The 17,676-nt window shown below is 69.9% G+C and carries 17 protein-coding genes; 2 read left to right on the top strand and 15 right to left on the bottom strand.

The genetic code is table 11. The features are described from left to right. Window positions 1–2: 2 nt before the first annotated feature. Window positions 3–947 carry a DMT family transporter gene (locus ACWDMM_RS14215; RefSeq protein WP_449937691.1) on the bottom strand — a complete coding sequence of 315 codons (945 nt, stop codon included), beginning with the start codon at window positions 945–947 and terminating at the stop codon, window positions 3–5. 291 nt (window positions 948–1,238) lie between these two features. Here ACWDMM_RS14215 and ACWDMM_RS14210 point away from each other — a divergent pair, with 291 nt between their 5' ends. Beyond that, entirely contained in the window at window positions 1,239–2,021 is a 783-nt protein-coding gene (locus ACWDMM_RS14210; protein WP_449937689.1) for an META domain-containing protein, read from the top strand. A gap of 9 nt (window positions 2,022–2,030) precedes the next feature. Here ACWDMM_RS14210 and ACWDMM_RS14205 read toward each other — a convergent pair whose 3' ends face one another. From ACWDMM_RS14205 to ACWDMM_RS14160, 10 genes are all read right to left on the bottom strand, one after another. Then, window positions 2,031–2,675: a DUF1579 family protein gene (locus ACWDMM_RS14205; protein ID WP_357207145.1), complete on the bottom strand. Its 645-nt coding sequence runs from the start codon at window positions 2,673–2,675 to the stop codon at window positions 2,031–2,033. 142 nt (window positions 2,676–2,817) lie between these two features. Then, window positions 2,818–3,603: a triose-phosphate isomerase gene (tpiA, locus tag ACWDMM_RS14200; protein WP_195080225.1), complete on the bottom strand. Its 786-nt coding sequence runs from the start codon at window positions 3,601–3,603 to the stop codon at window positions 2,818–2,820. 2 nt (window positions 3,604–3,605) lie between these two features. After that, a complete protein-coding gene (locus ACWDMM_RS14195; RefSeq protein WP_195080226.1) occupies window positions 3,606–4,820 on the bottom strand; it encodes a phosphoglycerate kinase in 1,215 nt (404 codons plus the stop codon). A 5-nt stretch (window positions 4,821–4,825) separates the two neighbouring features. After that, window positions 4,826–5,845 carry a type I glyceraldehyde-3-phosphate dehydrogenase gene (gap, locus tag ACWDMM_RS14190; protein WP_063017743.1) on the bottom strand — a complete coding sequence of 340 codons (1,020 nt, stop codon included), beginning with the start codon at window positions 5,843–5,845 and terminating at the stop codon, window positions 4,826–4,828. A gap of 200 nt (window positions 5,846–6,045) precedes the next feature. Further along, window positions 6,046–7,029, bottom strand: a complete 984-nt coding sequence (whiA, locus tag ACWDMM_RS14185) for a DNA-binding protein WhiA (RefSeq protein ID WP_043693711.1) — start codon at window positions 7,027–7,029, stop codon at window positions 6,046–6,048. Next, window positions 7,020–8,066, bottom strand: coding sequence for a gluconeogenesis factor YvcK family protein (locus tag ACWDMM_RS14180; protein WP_067801940.1), 1,047 nt, complete (start codon window positions 8,064–8,066; stop codon window positions 7,020–7,022). Before ACWDMM_RS14180 ends, whiA begins: the two co-directional genes overlap by 10 nt. Next, window positions 8,063–9,043: an RNase adapter RapZ gene (rapZ, locus tag ACWDMM_RS14175; protein ID WP_195080227.1), complete on the bottom strand. Its 981-nt coding sequence runs from the start codon at window positions 9,041–9,043 to the stop codon at window positions 8,063–8,065. Before rapZ ends, ACWDMM_RS14180 begins: the two co-directional genes overlap by 4 nt. Before the next feature lie 111 nt (window positions 9,044–9,154). Next, complete coding sequence (gene uvrC, locus ACWDMM_RS14170) at window positions 9,155–11,164, bottom strand: excinuclease ABC subunit UvrC (protein WP_195080228.1); 2,010 nt, start codon at window positions 11,162–11,164, stop codon at window positions 9,155–9,157. Window positions 11,165–11,221: 57 nt separating this feature from the next. Continuing rightward, entirely contained in the window at window positions 11,222–11,596 is a 375-nt protein-coding gene (locus tag ACWDMM_RS14165) for a hypothetical protein (protein WP_195080229.1), read from the bottom strand. A 186-nt stretch (window positions 11,597–11,782) separates the two neighbouring features. After that, the gene (locus tag ACWDMM_RS14160) at window positions 11,783–12,472 is read right to left on the bottom strand and encodes an HAD family hydrolase (RefSeq protein ID WP_195080230.1); all 690 of its coding nucleotides are present in this window, start codon (window positions 12,470–12,472) and stop codon (window positions 11,783–11,785) included. Between the two features lie 211 nt (window positions 12,473–12,683). Between ACWDMM_RS14160 and ACWDMM_RS14155 the strand changes: the two genes are divergently transcribed. Then, complete coding sequence (locus ACWDMM_RS14155; RefSeq protein WP_449937893.1) at window positions 12,684–14,576, top strand: gamma-glutamyltransferase family protein; 1,893 nt, start codon at window positions 12,684–12,686, stop codon at window positions 14,574–14,576. Between the two features lie 80 nt (window positions 14,577–14,656). Here the strand turns inward: ACWDMM_RS14155 and ACWDMM_RS14150 are convergent, their stop codons facing one another. From ACWDMM_RS14150 to ACWDMM_RS14135, 4 genes are read right to left on the bottom strand one after another with little or no spacing between them, the layout of a single operon-like run. Further along, entirely contained in the window at window positions 14,657–15,196 is a 540-nt protein-coding gene (locus ACWDMM_RS14150) for a GNAT family N-acetyltransferase (RefSeq protein ID WP_195080232.1), read from the bottom strand. Window positions 15,197–15,248: 52 nt separating this feature from the next. Then, window positions 15,249–15,740, bottom strand: a complete 492-nt coding sequence (locus tag ACWDMM_RS14145) for a PH domain-containing protein (protein WP_195080233.1) — start codon at window positions 15,738–15,740, stop codon at window positions 15,249–15,251. 2 nt (window positions 15,741–15,742) lie between these two features. Next, the gene (gene ribH, locus ACWDMM_RS14140) at window positions 15,743–16,222 is read right to left on the bottom strand and encodes a 6,7-dimethyl-8-ribityllumazine synthase (protein ID WP_039798873.1); all 480 of its coding nucleotides are present in this window, start codon (window positions 16,220–16,222) and stop codon (window positions 15,743–15,745) included. Between the two features lie 31 nt (window positions 16,223–16,253). After that, window positions 16,254–17,498, bottom strand: a complete 1,245-nt coding sequence (locus ACWDMM_RS14135) for a bifunctional 3,4-dihydroxy-2-butanone-4-phosphate synthase/GTP cyclohydrolase II (protein WP_039798874.1) — start codon at window positions 17,496–17,498, stop codon at window positions 16,254–16,256. Between the last annotated feature and the right edge of the window lie 178 nt (window positions 17,499–17,676).

The following is a 17,676-nucleotide window of genomic DNA, read 5'->3' as shown; positions in this document are numbered from 1 at the left end:
GTTTAGTCGCGGGACGAACACCGGCTCGACGCCGTGTCCTGCGCGGGCGCCGCCGGTCGCGACTGCCTCGCCGCGAGCAGCACCGCCAGGATGAGCAAGGCGGCGCCGGCCAGCCCAGGCGCGGTGAGGCGCTCGCCCAGGACCACCGCCGCCAGCACCGCTCCCGTGAGCGGCTCGAGCAGGGCGAGCACCGCGGCGAGCCCGGGACCGGCCGCGGCGAGCCCACGGAAGTACAGGGTGTAGGCCACGGCGGTCGGCGCCAGCCCCAGCAGCAGCGCCAACGCGACGCCGTGCGGCGTCGGGTCGAACGCGACACCGCTCGCCGCCGCGAGCGGAGCCAGCAGCACAGCGCCTCCGGTGAACCCCAGGCCCGTGATGGTCATCGCGTCGAGGCCGGGGACGGGCGTGGCGTTGATCACGGTGACCGTCGCGAACGCCGCCGCGGCCGTCGAGGCGAGCACCGCGCCCGCCAGCAACCCGCCTGCCCCCGGGTGGCCGGCCGGGACGCCGACCAGCAGAGCCAGGCCGCAGAGGGCGATGCCGATGGTTACCGCCCGTAGCCTGTCCACCGCACGTCTTCCGGTGCAATGCTCCAGCGCGGCGACGATCACCGGCGACATGCCGATCGTGATCAACGTGGCGAGGCTCACCGACGAGGTCGTCACGGCGGCGAAATAGGCCGCCTGGAACACCGCCGCGAGCACGGCCACCGCGCCGATCCGCCGCCACGCCAGCGGGTCGCGCGGCCACGACCGCCGCGTACTCATCAGCAGCGCCACCAGCAGCAGCCCGCCGACGGCGAGCCGGCAGGTCGCCACCGCGACCGGTGACAACCCGGTGGCCCGGTGCAACAGCGTGCCGAGCAGACCTCCGGTACCCCAGAGGATTCCGGCGCCGACGAGGTGGACCAGCCCCGAACGGCCGGTCGAGGACACAGATGAGGACATCGAGATTCGCGCTCCTGCGACGAGAGGGGTAGGGGGTCGCGGAAGCGAGGTGCACAGTGATGCCGAAAAGGGCGCGCTCACCGCTGGGTGGCGCGCTGGATACCTACACCTCGCTCAGGAGGCGGGCGGCGGGGTGATGGGGAAGCACCGGTGCACGGCACAGATATTAGTACGAGGCGCGGCGAGTCATCCCATGCATTCCGGTTTCCGCCCAGGTGCGGTTGCCTCCCGCGAAGCCGCCGCGATCGCCGAAATCCTGGTGGGACGGCACGACATCGGTAGCATCGCCGCATGGTGGCACACTCGGCGCGACTGGGACCCGTCGTCCTGCTCGCCCTCTGCGCGATCACCGGGTGCTCGGGCGGCGAACCGAAGCGGGGCGCCGACGAATCGACTCCGGCGGACCGCACCTTCATCTCGACCGATGTCCAGGGCACGCCGATTCCCGGCGGCGGACCGCTGACGCTGGGCTTCACCGACAGCCGCGTCGCCGCGGACGCGGGCTGCAACAAATTCACCGGCGCGGTTTCCTTCGATGAGCACGTCCTGCACGTCTCCGGTCTGGCCACCACCCTCATGGCCTGCGAGGACGAGCGGCGCGGCGCCGACGAATGGCTCAGCGGGCTGTTGAATTCCGAGCCGAGCTGGCGGCTCGACGACGCGCGGCTGATGCTGCACAGCCCCGACCGCACCGTGACCTTGCTCGACAAGAAGGTCGCCCGGCCGGACAAACCGGTCAAGGGCACGCCGTGGCTGATCGGCGCGCTCATCACCGACAACAGCCAGATCCGCTCACGGGCCCTCGACGAGGCGCAGCCCACGCTCGCCATCGCCGAGGACGGCGGTGTCTCCGGCAACGCCGGATGCAACCGCATGACCGGCAGCGCCGAGGTGTCCGGTACCGGGATCACTTTCCGGATCGCCACCACGAAGATGATGTGCTCGCCGGAGGTGATGGAAGTCGAACAGGCCGTGCTGAAAGCCCTCGACGGCAAGACCACCGCCGCCGTGGACGCCGACACGCTGACCTTGCGCAACGACAACGGCGCAGGCCTGGTCCTGCACGCGCAGTGAGCGCGCCCGCTACTTCCTCCGTGTGAGCACCACGCGATCGGCGACCCGCTCCGCCTCACCGGGCGGCGCGAAGTAGATCTCCATGACCACCCGATCGGCCGCTTCCGGGCGGATCACCGTGCGCATCGGAATGGTCTTGCCCACGAACTGCGGGCCGAGCACACCGGGATCGGTGAATTCACCGGCCATGACGATATCGGGATCGCCGCCGCTGTTCTTGGCACCCTTGTAACTCATCGTCATCGGCGTGACGCTGTCCACGGTCGTCCACTCGTAGCGGTTGTCCGTCGGTGCGAATCCGAGCAGACCGAGCCGGTAGTACGGTCTGTCCGCGAAGGTGCCCTCCGCTTGCTCCCGCAGGAAGTTGCCGCCGGTCTCGGCGATCCATTCCCACCGCGAGACGATCTCGCTCCTGATCGGATTCTCCGCCGTGCCACCCGCGATGTAGGTCGATTTCTCGCCCTTCCACTCCCCCACGAGCTGGTTCAGCCTGCGGTGCCCGGCGTCCTGCTGCTGCGGCGGCTGCGCCGCCGCGGTGGCGGACGCCGTGTCGTGGTGAGCGTGCTCGTCATGCGTGGTGTCTCCGGAACAACCGGCGAGGGTGGCCAGCGCGACGAACGCGACCGGAAGTGCGGCGTACAGCTTGCGTGGCATCACGGAAATCCTTGTCCGACCGGCGATTCGAGCCGCGTCATCATCGCACGACCGGACCGCTCCGGCGGTTCACCGCTGGGAAACGCGCGACAGCCCGGCATCGCGGGAGCAGCGATACCGGGCTGTCGAGTAGTGCCCGGGGTCAGGGCAGCGGGCCGCCCGCGGCGATGGCGGACAGAGTGGCGAACTCGTCACCCTTGAGCGAAGCGCCGCCGACCAGTGCGCCATCGATATCGGTCTGCGCGACCAGTTCTCCGACGTTCTTGGCGTTCACCGACCCGCCGTAGAGCACGCGGACACCCGCCGCGACCTCCGGCGAGGCGAGCTTCTCCAGTTCCCCGCGAATCGCGCCGCAGACCTCCTGCGCGTCGGCGGGGGTGGCGACCTTGCCGGTGCCGATCGCCCACACCGGCTCGTAGGCGATGACGATCTTCGAGATCTCCTCCGCCGTCAGGCCCTTCAGCGAACCGCGCAGTTGCTCGAGGTTGTACTCGACGTGCGTGCCCGCCTCGCGGATGTTCAAGCCTTCGCCGATGCACACGATCGGGGTGATCCCGTGCTTGAGCGCCTGCTTGGCCTTGGCCAGCACGGTCGCGTCGTCCTCGTTGTGGTACTGCCGCCGCTCGGAGTGCCCGACCACGGCGAAGGTGCAGCCCAGCTTGGCGAGCATGCTCGCGCTGATCTCGCCGGTGTACGCGCCCGACTCGTGCACCGAGACGTCCTGGCCGCCGTAGGTGAGCAGCAGCTTGTCGCCTTCGACCAGCGTTTGCACGCTGCGGATGTCGACGAACGGCGGGATCACCGCCACGTCCACCTTGTCGAAGTACTTCTCCGGCAGCGCGAATGCGATCTTCTGCACCAGAGCGATGGCCTCGAGATGATTGAGATTCATCTTCCAGTTGCCCGCGATGAGCGGTTTGCGTGCCATGCTCAGTCCTCCAACACCGCGATGCCGGGCAGTTCCTTGCCCTCCAGGTACTCCAGCGACGCGCCGCCGCCGGTGGAGATGTGCGAGAAGCCGTCCTCCGGCAGGCCGAGCGCACGCACGGCCGCAGCCGAGTCGCCGCCGCCGACCACGGTGAACGCGCCCTTGCCGGTGGCCGTCACGATCGCCTCGGCCACCCCGCGGGTGCCGGCGGCGAACTTCTCGAACTCGAACACGCCCATCGGCCCGTTCCAGAACACGGTCCGCGCCTCGGTCAGCAGCACCGAGAAGCGGTCCACCGAATCCGGGCCGATGTCCAGGCCCAGCCAGCCGTCCGGGATCTCGTGCGCCGGAACCACTTTCGACTCCGCGTCGGCGGCGAACTTGTCGGCCACCACGATGTCGCGCGGCAGATGGATGACGTCGGCGTACTGCTCGAGCAGCCGCTTGCAGGTGTCGACCATCTCCTCCTGCAACAGCGAGGCGCCCACCGAAAGGCCCTGTGCGGCAAGGAAGGTGAAGCACATGCCGCCGCCGATCACCAGCGTGTCGACCTTCGGCGCGAGCGCCTCGATGACCGCGAGCTTGTCGGAGACCTTGGAACCGCCGAGCACGACCGCGTACGGCCGGTCCGGATTCTCGGTGAGCTTGGCCAGCACGTCCACCTCGGCCGCGACCAGCGTGCCCGCGTAGTGCGGCAGCGCCTGCGCGACGTCGTACACCGACGCCTGCTTGCGGTGCACCACGCCGAACCCGTCGGAGACGAACGCGCCGTCGTCGCCGACCAGCTCGACCAGCGCCGCGGCCAGCTTGGCCCGGTCGGCGTCGTCCTTGCTGGTCTCGCGCGGGTCGAAGCGGATGTTCTCCAGCAGCAGCACGTCGCCGTCGGTGAGGCCCTCCGACCGCGCCAGCGCGTCCTGGCCCACCACGTCACCGGCGAGCTGCACGTTGCGGCCCAGCTCCTCGGCGAGCCTGGCGGCCACCGGCGCCAGCGACAGCTTCGGGTCGGGTCCGCCCTTCGGCCTGCCGAGGTGCGCGGTGACGACGACCTTGGCGCCCGCCTCGGCGAGCGCCTTGATGGTCGGCGCGGAGGCGATGATGCGGCCGGGATCGGTGATCTGTCCCTGGTCGTCGAGGGGCACGTTCAGATCGGAGCGCACCAGCACGCCCCGGCCCTCGACCCCCTCGCCGAGCAGGTCCGCGAGTGTCTTGACAGCCATGCGCGTCAGAGCGACTTGCCGACGAGGCCGATGAGATCGGCGAGACGGTTGGAGTAGCCCCACTCGTTATCGTACCAGGAGACGACCTTGACCTGGTCGTCGATCACCTTGGTCAGCGGCGCGTCGTAGATCGACGAGGCCGGGTCGGTGACGATGTCGCTGGAGACGATCGGATCGGTGTTGTACTTCAGGATGCCCTTCAGCGGCCCCTCGGCGGCGGCCTTGTAGGCGGCGTTGATCTCCTCGATCGAGGCCGACTTGCGCAGGGTGGCGGTCAGGTCGGTGACCGAGCCCGTCGGGACCGGAACGCGCAGCGCGTAGCCGTCGAGCTTGCCCTGCAGCTCGGGCAGCACCAGGCCGATGGCCTTGGCGGCGCCGGTGCCGGTGGGCACGATGTTCAGCGCGGCGGCGCGGGCGCGGCGCAGGTCGCTGTGCGGGCCGTCCTGCAGGTTCTGGTCCTGGGTGTAGGCGTGGATGGTGGTCATCAGGCCGCGCTCGATGCCGAACTCGTCGTTGAGCACCTTGGCCAGCGGGCCGAGGCAGTTGGTTGTGCACGAGGCGTTGGAGATGATGTTCTGGCTGCCGTCGTACTTGTCGTCGTTGACACCCATGACGATGGTGATGTCCTCGCCCTTGGCCGGCGCGGAGATGATCACCTTCTTGGCGCCCGCCGCCAGGTGGCCCTTGGCCTTGGTGGCGTCGGTGAAGATGCCGGTGGACTCGACGACCACGTCGACGCCCAGGTCGCCCCAGGGCAGCGCGGCGGGGCCCTCCTTGATGGCCAGCGCCTTGATCCGCTGGTCGCCCACCACGATGGTGTCGTCGCCGTCGAGGGAGACGTCCTGGGGCAGCCTGCCCAGGATCGAGTCGTACTTGAGCAGGGTCGCGAGGGTCGCGTTGTCGGTGAGGTCGTTGACCGCGACGATCTCGATGTCGGTGGTGCCGAGCGCCTTCTGCGCCTCCACCGCCCGGAAGAAGTTACGTCCGATACGACCGAAGCCGTTGATGCCTACCCGGACAGTCACGTTATCGCTCCTCAACTTTCCAGCGGATCATTCCGATGTCCACTCACACTAACGTCCTGCCGTGACCTCGCCGACACGCACCTGGCTTTCACACGGCCCGCGATGCCTGGTCAGACGCCCGACCAGCACGAGCGGCAGAGGGGCGGAAACACGGGATCCCCGCGCCCGGGGGCGGCGCGGGGATCGCGGAAAACGCGTGCTCAGGCTTCGTCGAGCAGTTCGGCCGTGACGGCTGATTCGGTGTCGGGCACGCCCAGCTCCTTGGCGCGCCGGTCGGCCATCGACAGCAGCCGCCGGATACGGCCGGCGACAGCGTCTTTCGTCATCGGCGGGTCGGCGAGCTGGCCCAGTTCTTCCAGCGACGCCTGCCGGTGCTGCACCCGCAGCCGGCCCGCCGCGGCGAGATGATCGGGCACGTCGTCGCTGAGGATCTCCAGCGCGCGTTCCACCCGCGCCGCCGCCGCGACCGCCGCCCGCGCCGAGCGGCGCAGATTGGCGTCGTCGAAGTTGGCCAGCCGATTCGCGGTCGCGCGAACCTCGCGGCGCAGCCTGCGTTCCTCCCACACCATCCTGGTGCCGTGCGCGCCCATCCTGGTCAGCAGCGCGCCGATCGCCTCACCGTCGCGCACCACCACGCGATCGGTGCCGCGTACCTCCCGTGCCTTGGCCGTGATGCCGAGCCGCCGGGCCGCGCCGACCAGCGCCAGCGCCGCCTCTGGACCGGGGCAGCTGACCTCGAGCGCCGAGGAACGTCCGGGTTCGGTGAGCGAGCCGTGGGCGAGAAACGCACCGCGCCAAGCGGCTTCGGCGTCGGCGATGCTGCCGCCGACCACCTGCGCGGGCAGACCGCGCACCGGGCGGCCGCGGACGTCGAGCAGACCGGTCTGCCGGGCCAGCGCCTCGCCCTCCTTGGAGACGCGCACCACGTACCGGGAGGTCTTGCGCAGTCCGCCCGCGCCGAGCACGTGCACGTCGGAGCCGTAGCCGTAGAGCTCGAAGATCTCCCGGCGCAGCCTGCGCGCGATGGACCCCATGTCCACCTCGGCCTCGACGATCACCCGGCCGCCGACGATGTGCAGGCCGCCCGCGAAACGCAGCAGAGCGGACAGTTCCGCCTTGCGGGAACTCACCTGCGACACCGTGAGCCTGCTCAGCTCGTCTTTCACATCGGCTGTCATCGCCACGGGACGCGCTCCTTTCCACCCAACCCGGAACGCACATCCTGACCCATGTGCCGTCCCTCGACTCGAAGCCCTGCCATTTGCGGCCGAGGTTGCCGGATCAGTTGATCCAGTGCGGCGGCAAGTTTTCCGGGGTGATGCCGGTCCGTTCCCGCTTCGGCGACATCGGAGAAGGTTACTCGCGCCCGCAACTGCTCGGCAGCCCTGGCCACATGTTCCCGCTCGCGGCCCTCCGGCACGCAGCCGGAGTCGACCAGCACCTCATCGACGACGAATTCCGGTGCGTGCTGGGACAATACATGCAAATGCCGTTCGGCGGAGAACCCCGCGGTCTCCCCCGGCTCCGCGGCGAGATTGAGCACGAGGACTTTCCGCGCCCTGGTGTACACCAGGGCCTCCCGTAGCTCCGGGACGAGGACGTGCGGAATCACGCTGGTGAACCACGATCCCGGGCCGAGCACCACGACATCGGCGTGTTCGATCGCCGAGGTCGCCTCCGGGCTGGCCGGTGGATCGGACGGAATCAGCCGCACCCGCCGCACCTTACCCGGCGTCGTGGCGATGGCAACTTGGCCGCGAATGCAGCGACTGACCCGAGGATCGGCCTCGAGCCCGGACACATCCGCCTCGATGTCCAGCGCGATCGGCGACATGGGCAGCACCCGGCCGGTGATGCGCAACATGCGGGCGACTTCGTCGAGCGCGGCCACCGGGTCGCCGAGCACCTCGGTGAGCCCGGCCAGGATCAGATTGCCCACGGAGTGCCCGGCCAGCGCGCCGGTGCCGCCGAAGCGATGCTGCACGGTCCGCGTCCAGACGCCGTCGGCGTCCTCGGCCAGCGCGGCCAGGGCCATCCGCAGATCACCCGGCGGCAGCACCCCCAGCTCGGCGCGCAGCCGCCCCGATGAGCCCCCGTCGTCGGCGACGGTGACCACCGCGCAGATCTTCCTGGTCAGCCGCCGCACCGCGGTCAGCGTCGCGTACAGCCCGTGTCCGCCACCCAGCGCGACGATGCTGGGATTGGATTCCCAACCGGTCATTCTCGCCCCAGATCTCGATGCACGACCCGGACCACGTCGGCGGACTCCTCCGCCGCGCCGGTGACCTCGCTCATCAACTCGCCCAGTGCCTCGGCAATCGCGACGCTCCGGTGCTTGCCTCCGGTGCAGCCCACTGCGACCGTCATGTATCGCTTCCCCTCTTGGCGGTAACCGTTCGTGGTCAGCTCGACCAGGTGGTGGCAGGTGCGCAGGTAATCCTCCGCACCGGGACGCGACAGCACGTACTCGCTGACCACCGTCTCCTGACCGGTATGTTCCCGCAACTCCGGTATCCAATGCGGATTGGGTAGAAAACGGACATCTAACACCATGTCCGCGTCCAGCGGAACCCCGTACTTGAAGCCGAACGACTGCACGGTGAGCTGCAACGCGGTGGGCGCGCCGCCGCCGTAGGCCTCTTCCATCTTGCGGTGCAGCTGATGGATGGACAGCTCGGTGGTGTCGATCACCAGATCGGCGGCGGCCTTCACGGCCGAAAGGCGCACTCGCTCGGCGGCGATGCCCGCCGACAGCGTGCCGTCCTTGCTCTCGCTCTGCAGCGGATGCCTGCGCCGCGCGAAACCGAAACGGCGGATCAGCACGTCGTCGGAGGCCTCGAGGAAAAGGACTCTGGTGCGCACGCCGAGAGCCCGCAGTTGCTCGGTGACCACCGACAGGTCGCCGGTGAAGAACCGGCTGCGCACGTCCATGACCAATGCGAGACGGCGGATCGGCGGCTTCGCCGAAGCGCCCAGTTCCACCATCCGCCCGAACAGCTCGGGAGGCAGGTTGTCGGCCACGTACCAGCCGAGATCTTCGAGCACGCGGGCGGCGGTGCCTCGGCCCGCGCCCGAGAGCCCGGTCACGATCACGACCTCGACCTGTGGGTTCGCCCCGCCGACGGCGCTGGACGAGGCCGCTCGTCCCGCGCTCGTCGGCGGGCTGCCCGCACTGCTGTTCGATTCGACGCGTGTCATGTCCTACCGGATCCGTCTCTGGGGTGCCTTCCGATCATCGCGCACCGGCTTCGGTATCGGCCGCAGACACAACGTACGCGAAACCGAAACTTCCGGTGCACTGTCGACTGACTATTCGGACTCGAGCGCCGCAAGGACCGCTTTCGCGGTCGCCAACCCGATGCCGGGCACCTCGGTGATCTCCTCGACCGTGGCCTGCTTGAGCTTGGCCACCGACCCGAAATGGGTGACCAGCGCGGTCCGGCGCGCCGTGCCGAGCCCGGGGACCGAGTCCAGCGCCGAGGCGGTCATCCGGCGGGAGCGTTTGCTGCGATGGAACGTGATGGCGAAGCGGTGCGCCTCGTCCCGGACCCGTTGCAGCAGATACAGCGCCTCGCTGGTGCGCGGCAGGATCACCGGATCGCTCTCGCCGGGCACCCAGACCTCCTCCAGGCGTTTGGCCAGTCCGATCACCGCGACATCGGTGATGCCCAGCTCGTCGAGCACCTCGGCGGCCGCCGCGACCTGGGGCGCGCCGCCGTCGACGACGAACAGGTTGGGCGGGTAGGAGAACTTGCGCGGACGCCCGGTGCGGGGATCGATGCCGGGGCGGGAGGTGAGGTCGAGCGCGTCCTCGTCGCCTCCGGTCGCGGCGAGATCCTCGTGCTCCATCAGGTCGCGCTCGCGGCGCAGCTTGAGGAAGCGGCGGCGGGTCACCTCGGCGATGCTGCCGACGTCGTCGGAGCGGCCTTCGCCCGCCGCTTCCCGGATCGTGTAGTGGCGGTACTCGGACTTGCGGGCCAGACCGTCCTCGAAGACCACCAGCGAGGCGACCACATCGGTCCCCTGCACGTGGCTCACGTCGACGCACTCGATGCGCAGCGGCGCGGTGTCCAGCTCCAAGGCGTCCTGGATCTCCTGCAGCGCTTGCGATCTCGAGGTCAGATCGCCCGCGCGCTTGAGCTTGTGCTGGGCCAGCGCCTCCATCGCGTTGCGCTGCACGGTCTCGGCCAGCGCCTTCTTGTCCCCGCGCTGGGGCACGCGCAGCTTCACCGCCGAACCACGCAGGTCCGACAGCCACTGCTGGACCTGCTCGACATCGGCGGGCAGCTCGGGCACGAGCACCTCGCGGGGCACCACGGCGGCGGGCTGCTCGTCGGCGGCCTGCTCGGCCACCGCGACCTGCTCGCCGTAGAACTGGGTGAGGAACTGCTCGACCAGCGCGGCGAGCTCCCCGCCCGCCTCCGGGACGTCGACCGCGTCACCCGACTTGTCGACCACCCAGCCGCGCTGGCCGCGCACCCGGCCGTCGCGCACATGGAAGACCTGCACCGCCACTTCCAGTTCGTCGGCGGCGAAGGCGATGACGTCGGCGTCGGTGCCCGTGCCGAGCACCACCGCCTGCTTCTCCAGCGCGCGGCGCAGCGCTTGGACGTCGTCACGCAGCCGGGCGGCGAGTTCGAAGTCCAGGTCTTCGGCGGCATCGTGCATCCGGCGCTCCAGCTCACGGACCAAGCGATCGGTGCGGCCCGCGAGGAAATCGCAGAAGTCCTCGACGATCGCGCGATGCTCCTCGGCGCTCACCCGCCCGACGCACGGGGCCGAGCACTTGTCGATGTAGCCGAGCAGGCACGGACGCCCGATCTGGCTATGCCGCCGGAAGACTCCGTTGGAGCAGGTGCGCGCGGGAAACACCCGCAGCAGCAGATCCAGCGTCTCGCGGATGGCCCACGCGTGCGCGAAGGGGCCGAAATAGCGGACGCCTTTGCGCCGTGCGCCGCGGTAGACGAACAGCCGCGGGTATTCCTCGTTCAGGGTGACCGCGAGCACCGGATAGGACTTGTCGTCGCGGTAGCGGACGTTGAAGCGGGGGTCGAACTCCTTGATCCAGTTGTATTCCAGCTGCAACGCCTCCACCTCGGTGGAGACGACCGTCCACTCCACGCTGGCGGCCGTGGTGACCATCTGCCTCGTGCGTGGATGCAGCCCGGCGACGTCGGCGAAATACGAATTGAGCCTGCTGCGCAGGCTCTTGGCCTTGCCGACGTAGATGACCTGCCGATGGGCGTCGCGGAATTTGTAGACGCCTGGTTCGACGGGGATCGTGCCCGGCGCGGGCCGGTACGTCGCTGGATCTGCCACCCATCCAGGGTATAGACCGGGACCGACAGCCCGGCCGACGGCGGCTCCCGGCGGAGGTCAGCGCACGGGGACGCCGAACCACGCCTTGGCTTCCTGGCGGCACAGCAGGTGCACGACGGCCGCCGATGTGGCCAGCGAGTACCCCGCGGCGACGAGGCCGACGACGGGCGGGACGGTCGCGAGGTCCCTGACCGCCCAGCACCCGACCACCGCCTGCAGCAGTGCCAGCGCGAGCGTCAGCCTGCGCACGGCGGGCGCGCCCTCGGCGAATCCGAGCACGAGCAGGCCCAGCGCCCACGCGACGCAGAACTGGGTGGATGCCGTCGCGGCCGCGTCGCCGCCGCGAGTCAGATTCATCAGCACGGGATACGCGAGTCCGAATCCCGCCATCCCGGCGACGGCTTCCCGCACGTCCCTAACCGCGTCTGGCATGGCCGTTTCCACGCCGACGGAGGGCTCCTCACCGGAGAACGCCAAGCTCACAGCCGTACCCCCGTTGGTAGGCGAACCGTCCGGCGCACCTGCGAACACGCCGGAATCGCACCGTAACACGGTGACGTCCGGCACAACTCGGACTTCGGCGAATGAACCCGATCGATCCCGCCCGGGCCGAGCGGGTTACGCCACCAGACCGTGCCGGCGCAGCGCGGTCAGCAGCGCGTCCGGGCGCTCGGCGGTGGCCAGGGCCTCGACCAGAGCGAATCGGCTGCCCAGCGCCTCGGCCCCGCCGTCGGCCTCGGCGCTGTCGCCGATCATCAAAGCGGCTTCCGCGGGCACACCCAGTTCCCCCAGCGCGGAACGGAAGATCTCCGGAGCGGGTTTCATCGCGCCGACCTCGTAGGAGAGAGTGAACGCGCCGACCAGCCGATCCCAGCCGCGCGCCGCGAACGAGGGCCGGATGTCGAACGGGATGTTGCTCACCACCGCTACCGGAATCCCCTGTGCGGCAAGCAGATCGAGAACGGCAGCGCTGTCGGGGTAGGGCGTCCACTCCAGCGGGTCCAGCAGCCGGGCGTACAGTCGTTCGGCGTCCTCGTCGGTGGGCACTCCCGACGCGCGCAGCACCTTCATCATCACCTTGCGATGCAGCGCCGGGTCCAGGTCGCGGTGGTCCCAGGCGTACTGCGTCTCCTCGTCGAACTCGACGACCTGGTGGACCGGCGCGGTCATCCGCCGCATGATCTCGGCCTTCTCGTCCACGTCGAACGCCTGCCCGTCCGGGCGGGTCAGCTCCGCGTACCAGGACTCGTCGGCCTCCAAGCGGAACAGGGTCCCGGAGAAGTCGAACAGCACCGCCTCGATCGCCACTCGGCCAGCCTACCGGCAGCGCGCGCGGCACCGGCGGGTCCGCACACCCCTTCCCGGTCCTCCCCGATTCGACACACGCTGCGGCCAGGGCGATTTCGCCGGTGGGAAGGAAACCGGCGCGGCCGTCGGTAGCGGGCGTTAGAGTCCCGGCATGGGGCGCAAGCGAGGAACTCGGGTCGCCGCGGCGGCGGCGTTCGCACTAACCGTCGGCATGGCCACCGCCTGTTCGTCCGGCGGAGACCAGGCGGGCGGCGTCTGCGAGACGGTGCCGAACGGCACGCCGGTGACGGCTTCCGCGGCCGGGCCCGCGGGCAGCGGCACCAAAGATCTCAGCACCAACCCGGAAATAGCGTCCGGCTATCGTTCGAACATGACGCCGGTGCGCACGCACACTTTCGCGGTGTCCACGGCGAACCCGGTGTCGACCAAGGCCGCATGCGAGGTCCTGCGCGACGGCGGCACCGCGGCCGACGCGCTGGTAGCGGCCCAGACGGTGCTGGGTCTGGTCGAGCCGCAGGCGTCCGGGATCGGCGGCGGCGCGTTCCTGGTCTACTACGACGCGAACACCAAGACCGTGGACGCCTACGACGGCCGGGAGACGGCCCCTGCCGCCGCCACCGAGAACTATCTGCGCTGGATCAGCGACACCGATCGCACCGAACCCAAGCCGAGCACCCGGGCCAGCGGCCGCTCCATCGGCGTGCCCGGCGTGCTGCGGATGCTCGAACTGGCGCATCGCGATCACGGCAAGACCGCGTGGCGCGAGCTGTTCGACCCGGCCATCGGACTGGCCGATCAGGGTTTCCGGATCAGCCCCCGCCTCGCGGGGCAGATCGCGGAGTCGGCCAAGGACCTCGCCGCGGACGAAGACGCAAAGGCCTATTTCCTCAACCCCGACGGCAGCCCGAAGACCGCCGACACCGTACTGACCAACCCGGCGATGGCGAAGACGCTCGGCGCCGTCGCCACCGAGGGCGCGCAGGCCTTCTACACCGGCGCCATCGCCCAGGACATCGTCGCGGCCGCGGGGCGGTCCTCCGGCGGGCGCACTCCCGGCCTGATCACCACCCAGGATCTGGCCGGTTACCAGGCGAAGAAGCGCACCGCCCTGTGCACCGGCTACCGCGAGCACGAACTCTGCGGCATGCCGAACCCCTCCTCGGGCGGCATCACCGTCGCCGCGACCTTGGGCATCCTGGAGAACTTCGACCTGGCCGCCCTGCGGCCCGACGGCATCGACCGCAACGGCGGCAAACCCGATGCCCAGGCGGTGCATCTGATCTCGGAGGCCGAGCGCCTCGCCTACGCCGATCGCAACAAGTACGTGGCCGATCCGGATTTCGTGCCGCTGCCGGGCAATTCGGCGCAAACCCTGCTCAATCGCGACTATCTGCGGCAGCGCGCCGGGCTGATCGATCCGAACCGCAGCATGGGCACCGCGCAGCCGGGTGACTTCGGCCCCGTGCCGCTCGGCGTCGGACCGCAACCGCCCGAGCACGGCACCAGCCACATCTCGGTGGTCGACAAGTACGGCAACGCCGCGGCGATGACCACCACCGTGGAGTCGGCGTTCGGTTCGTTCCACCTGGTCGACGGCTTCGTGCTGAACAATCAGCTCACCGACTTCAACGCCGATCCGCTGGGGGCCGACGGCGTGCCGGTGGCCAACCGGGTGCAGCCGGGCAAGCGCCCGCGCAGCTCCATGAGCCCGACGCTGATCTTCGGGAAGGCGCCCGACGGCTCGCGCGGCGCGCTCACGCATGTCGCGGGCTCGCCCGGCGGTTCGGTGATCATCCAGTTCGTGGTGAAGACGCTGGTCAACATGTTCGACTGGGGTCTGGATCCACAACAGGCGGTCTCCGCGGTCGCCTTCGGCGCCGGCAACACTCCGTCCACCGGCATCGGCGGCGAACACCCCGCGATCGACGCCAGCGACAACGGCGACCACGACCCCCTGGTGCTGCGGCTGCGTCAGCTCGGCCATCAGGTCTCGGTGGCGCCACAGACCAGCGGCCTCAGCGCCCTGAAACGCGACGGCGCCGACGGTTGGATCGGCGGCGCGGATCCACGGCGAGAGGGCGCGGTCCTCGGCGATACCCGGTGATCGAACGGGCGGGCGCGGTCCGGTGAGCGCCCGCCCTGTCCCGGCGGTGGCACGTCGGGCAATCGCCGAGCCCACCGGGACTATCTCCTCCGGACCATCGGATACACGACCGGACCCCGGCCGATCGGCAGCTCGCCTTGCGGCTCGAACCCGAATCGCGCGTAGAACGGCACCGTGCCGCGGGTGTTCGAGATCAGGAAGCAGTCCTGCTCGGCCGCCGCCAATCGCCGTTCGAGCAGCGCTGTCGCCAGTCCCCGGCCCTGCGCACCGGGCATCGTCCCGATGGCGGCCAGGTAGAGATGCGGCGTCCGCGGCCGTGCGTGCTCCATTCGCCGCCCCGCGGCCAGCGCCCGAGCCGTGCCCGGCCCCAGTGCCCGCAGCAAGGTCAACGGCTTCGCCGTCGGTGACACCACGTGCGCCGGTTCCCACAACGCCACACACGCGAGGGTGCCCTCCGCATCGTGCGCGAGATCGACCAGGCCGTTCCTTCGGCGCGACGCGATACGCGATTCCCAGAACAGCGGCAACGCTTTTCGCCGCCGCGGCTTCCTCGGCCAGAAGTAGGTCATCAGTGGATCGTCGGCGAAAGCCGCCGCGAGAACGGACGCACCTGGCTCCATGACCGCGAGGCTAGACGACCACGCGGACCCGCGCGAACCGGGCAGCGCCCGCTCACTTCCTCCCGGAATACTTCGCGCCGAGTTCGCGCAGCCGAGCCATCGCCCGCGCCGCGTGCTCCTTGTCGTTCGAGCGGATCGCCAGCAGCGGGACGTAGTCGTCGTCGACCAACTCCAAGCGCGCCCAGGACTTCCGATCAGGGAAGGAAACGCCTCGGATGTAGTCCCAAGGGAACTCGTTGTCGCCCAGGATGTTTCGCACCGACACGCCCCGCGGACCGACGCGCAAGCGCGGCCTGGTCAGCAACAGCACCGCCGCGGCGCCGAGCACGCCGATCCCGATCATCGCGATCTGATCGGCCACCCGGAAGTTCACGCCGGTGGACCCGCTGCGCAGCCAGATACCGCCCACCGTGAACGCGGCCGCCACCAGCACCGCCGCGATCCACGCCGTCCGCACCGCGCGCCGGGGCCGCACCTCGAAGTCCCACTCGGACGCGTCGTCGGCCGCGACCGCGTTCCTCCGGAAGATACGGACGACCGGCATCGCTACGCGGACTGTCGCAGGGCGCGCAGCGTCAGCGCGGCGTCCAGCGCCGCGGCGGCCGCCTGCTCGCCCTTGTTCTCATGGGAGTCCGGCAGCCCGGCCCGGTCCAGCGCCTGCCGCTCGTTGTTGGTGGTGAGCACCCCGTTCGCGACCGGCGTGCCCTCATCCAGCGAAACTCGGGTGAGCCCCGCGGTCACCGCGTCGCAGACGTACTCGAAATGCGGCGTGTCACCCCGGATCACCACACCGAGGGCCACCACCGCGTCGTGCGACTTGGCCAGCTCCTGGGCCACCACCGGCAGCTCCATCGCGCCCGCGCAGCGCACCACCGTGATCTGCTGGACGCCCGCGTCCTTGGCGACCCGCTCGGCGTTCGCCAGCAAGGTGTCGCAGATCTGGGTGTGCCAGCGCGAGGCGACGATGCCCAAGGAGAGGTCCTTGGCATCCGCCAGCGCGAAAGTCGGTACCCCGGTACCGCTCATCGATGTCCGCCTTTCGGAGTCGGTTCGCAGTTCAGTGCGCGGTCTCGCCGAGGTCGAGCTCGTCGAGTCCGATCAGGTCATGGCCCATGCGGTCGCGCTTGGTGCGCAGGTAGCGCAGGTTCTCCGCGTTCGCGCGCAGCGGCATCGGCACACGCTCGGTGATCCGCAGGCCGTAGCCGTCCAGGCCGACCCGCTTGGCCGGGTTGTTGGTGAGCAACCGCATCGACCGGATGCCCAGGTCCACCAGGATCTGCGCGCCGGTGCCGTAATCGCGGGCATCGGCGGGCAGGCCGAGCTCCAGATTCGCGTCCACCGTGTCGTGGCCGGAGTCCTGCAGCTGGTAGGCCTGCAACTTGTGCATCAGGCCGATCCCGCGGCCTTCGTGACCGCGCATGTACAGCACCACGCCGCGCCCCTCGGCCGCGACCATCTCCAGCGCGGCATCCAGCTGCGGACCGCAGTCGCAGCGCAACGACCCGAACACGTCACCGGTCAGGCACTCCGAGTGCACGCGGACCAGGATGTCGTCACCGTCGCTGATGTCGCCGCGCACCAGCGCGACGTGCTCGACCTCGTCGTAGATGCTCTGATAGCCGACGGCCATGAACTCGCCGTGCGCGGTGGGGATGCGCGCCTCGGCCACCCGCACCACATGCTTCTCGTGCCTGCGCCGCCACGCGATCATGTCCGCGATCGAGATCAGCGCGAGCTCGTGCTCGTCGGCGAAGACGCGCAACTCCTCGGTGCGGGCCATGTGGCCCTCGTCCTTCTGGCTGACGATCTCGCAGATCACGCCCGCCGGGCGCAAACCAGCCATACGCGCCAGATCCACGGCGGCCTCGGTGTGACCGGGCCTGCGCAGCACGCCACCGTCCTTGGCGCGCAACGGCACCACGTGACCGGGCCGGGTGAAGTCGTCGGCCTTCGCGTCGGCGTCGGCCAGCAGCCGCATCGTCGTGGCGCGGTCGGCGCCGGAGATGCCGGTCGTCACGCCCTCGCGCGCGTCCACCGAGACGGTGTAGGCGGTGCCGTGCTTGTCCTGGTTCATCGCGTACATCGGCGGCAGGCCGAGCCGATCGCAGTCGTCGCCGGTGAGCGGCACACAGATGTAACCGGAGGTGTAGCGGATCATGAAGGCGACCAGTTCCGGGGTGGCCTTCTCCGCCGCGAAGATGAGGTCGCCCTCGTTCTCGCGGTCCTCGTCGTCGACGACGACGACCGCCTTACCGGCGGCGATGTCGGCGACTGCGCGCTCGATGCTGTCGAACCTGGTCACGTCTGCTGTGCTCCATCTCGAAATAGGTGCCTCACCACAGTACTGTGCTGGATTTGCCGCGACTGCGTCGCGGCGTGTTCGCGGCCCCCTCTTGGCTCGCGTCCGAGTGGCCGCCGCGCGCGGCGCAGGGGCGGGGGCCGGGCCCCCCCCCCACCCCACCCCCCCGCCCCCCCCCGCT

This window comes from Nocardia sp. NPDC003726 (genome assembly GCF_053586955.1).
Note: the sequence above shows the minus strand (reverse complement) of the source record. Positions and strands in the feature narration are given on the sequence as shown.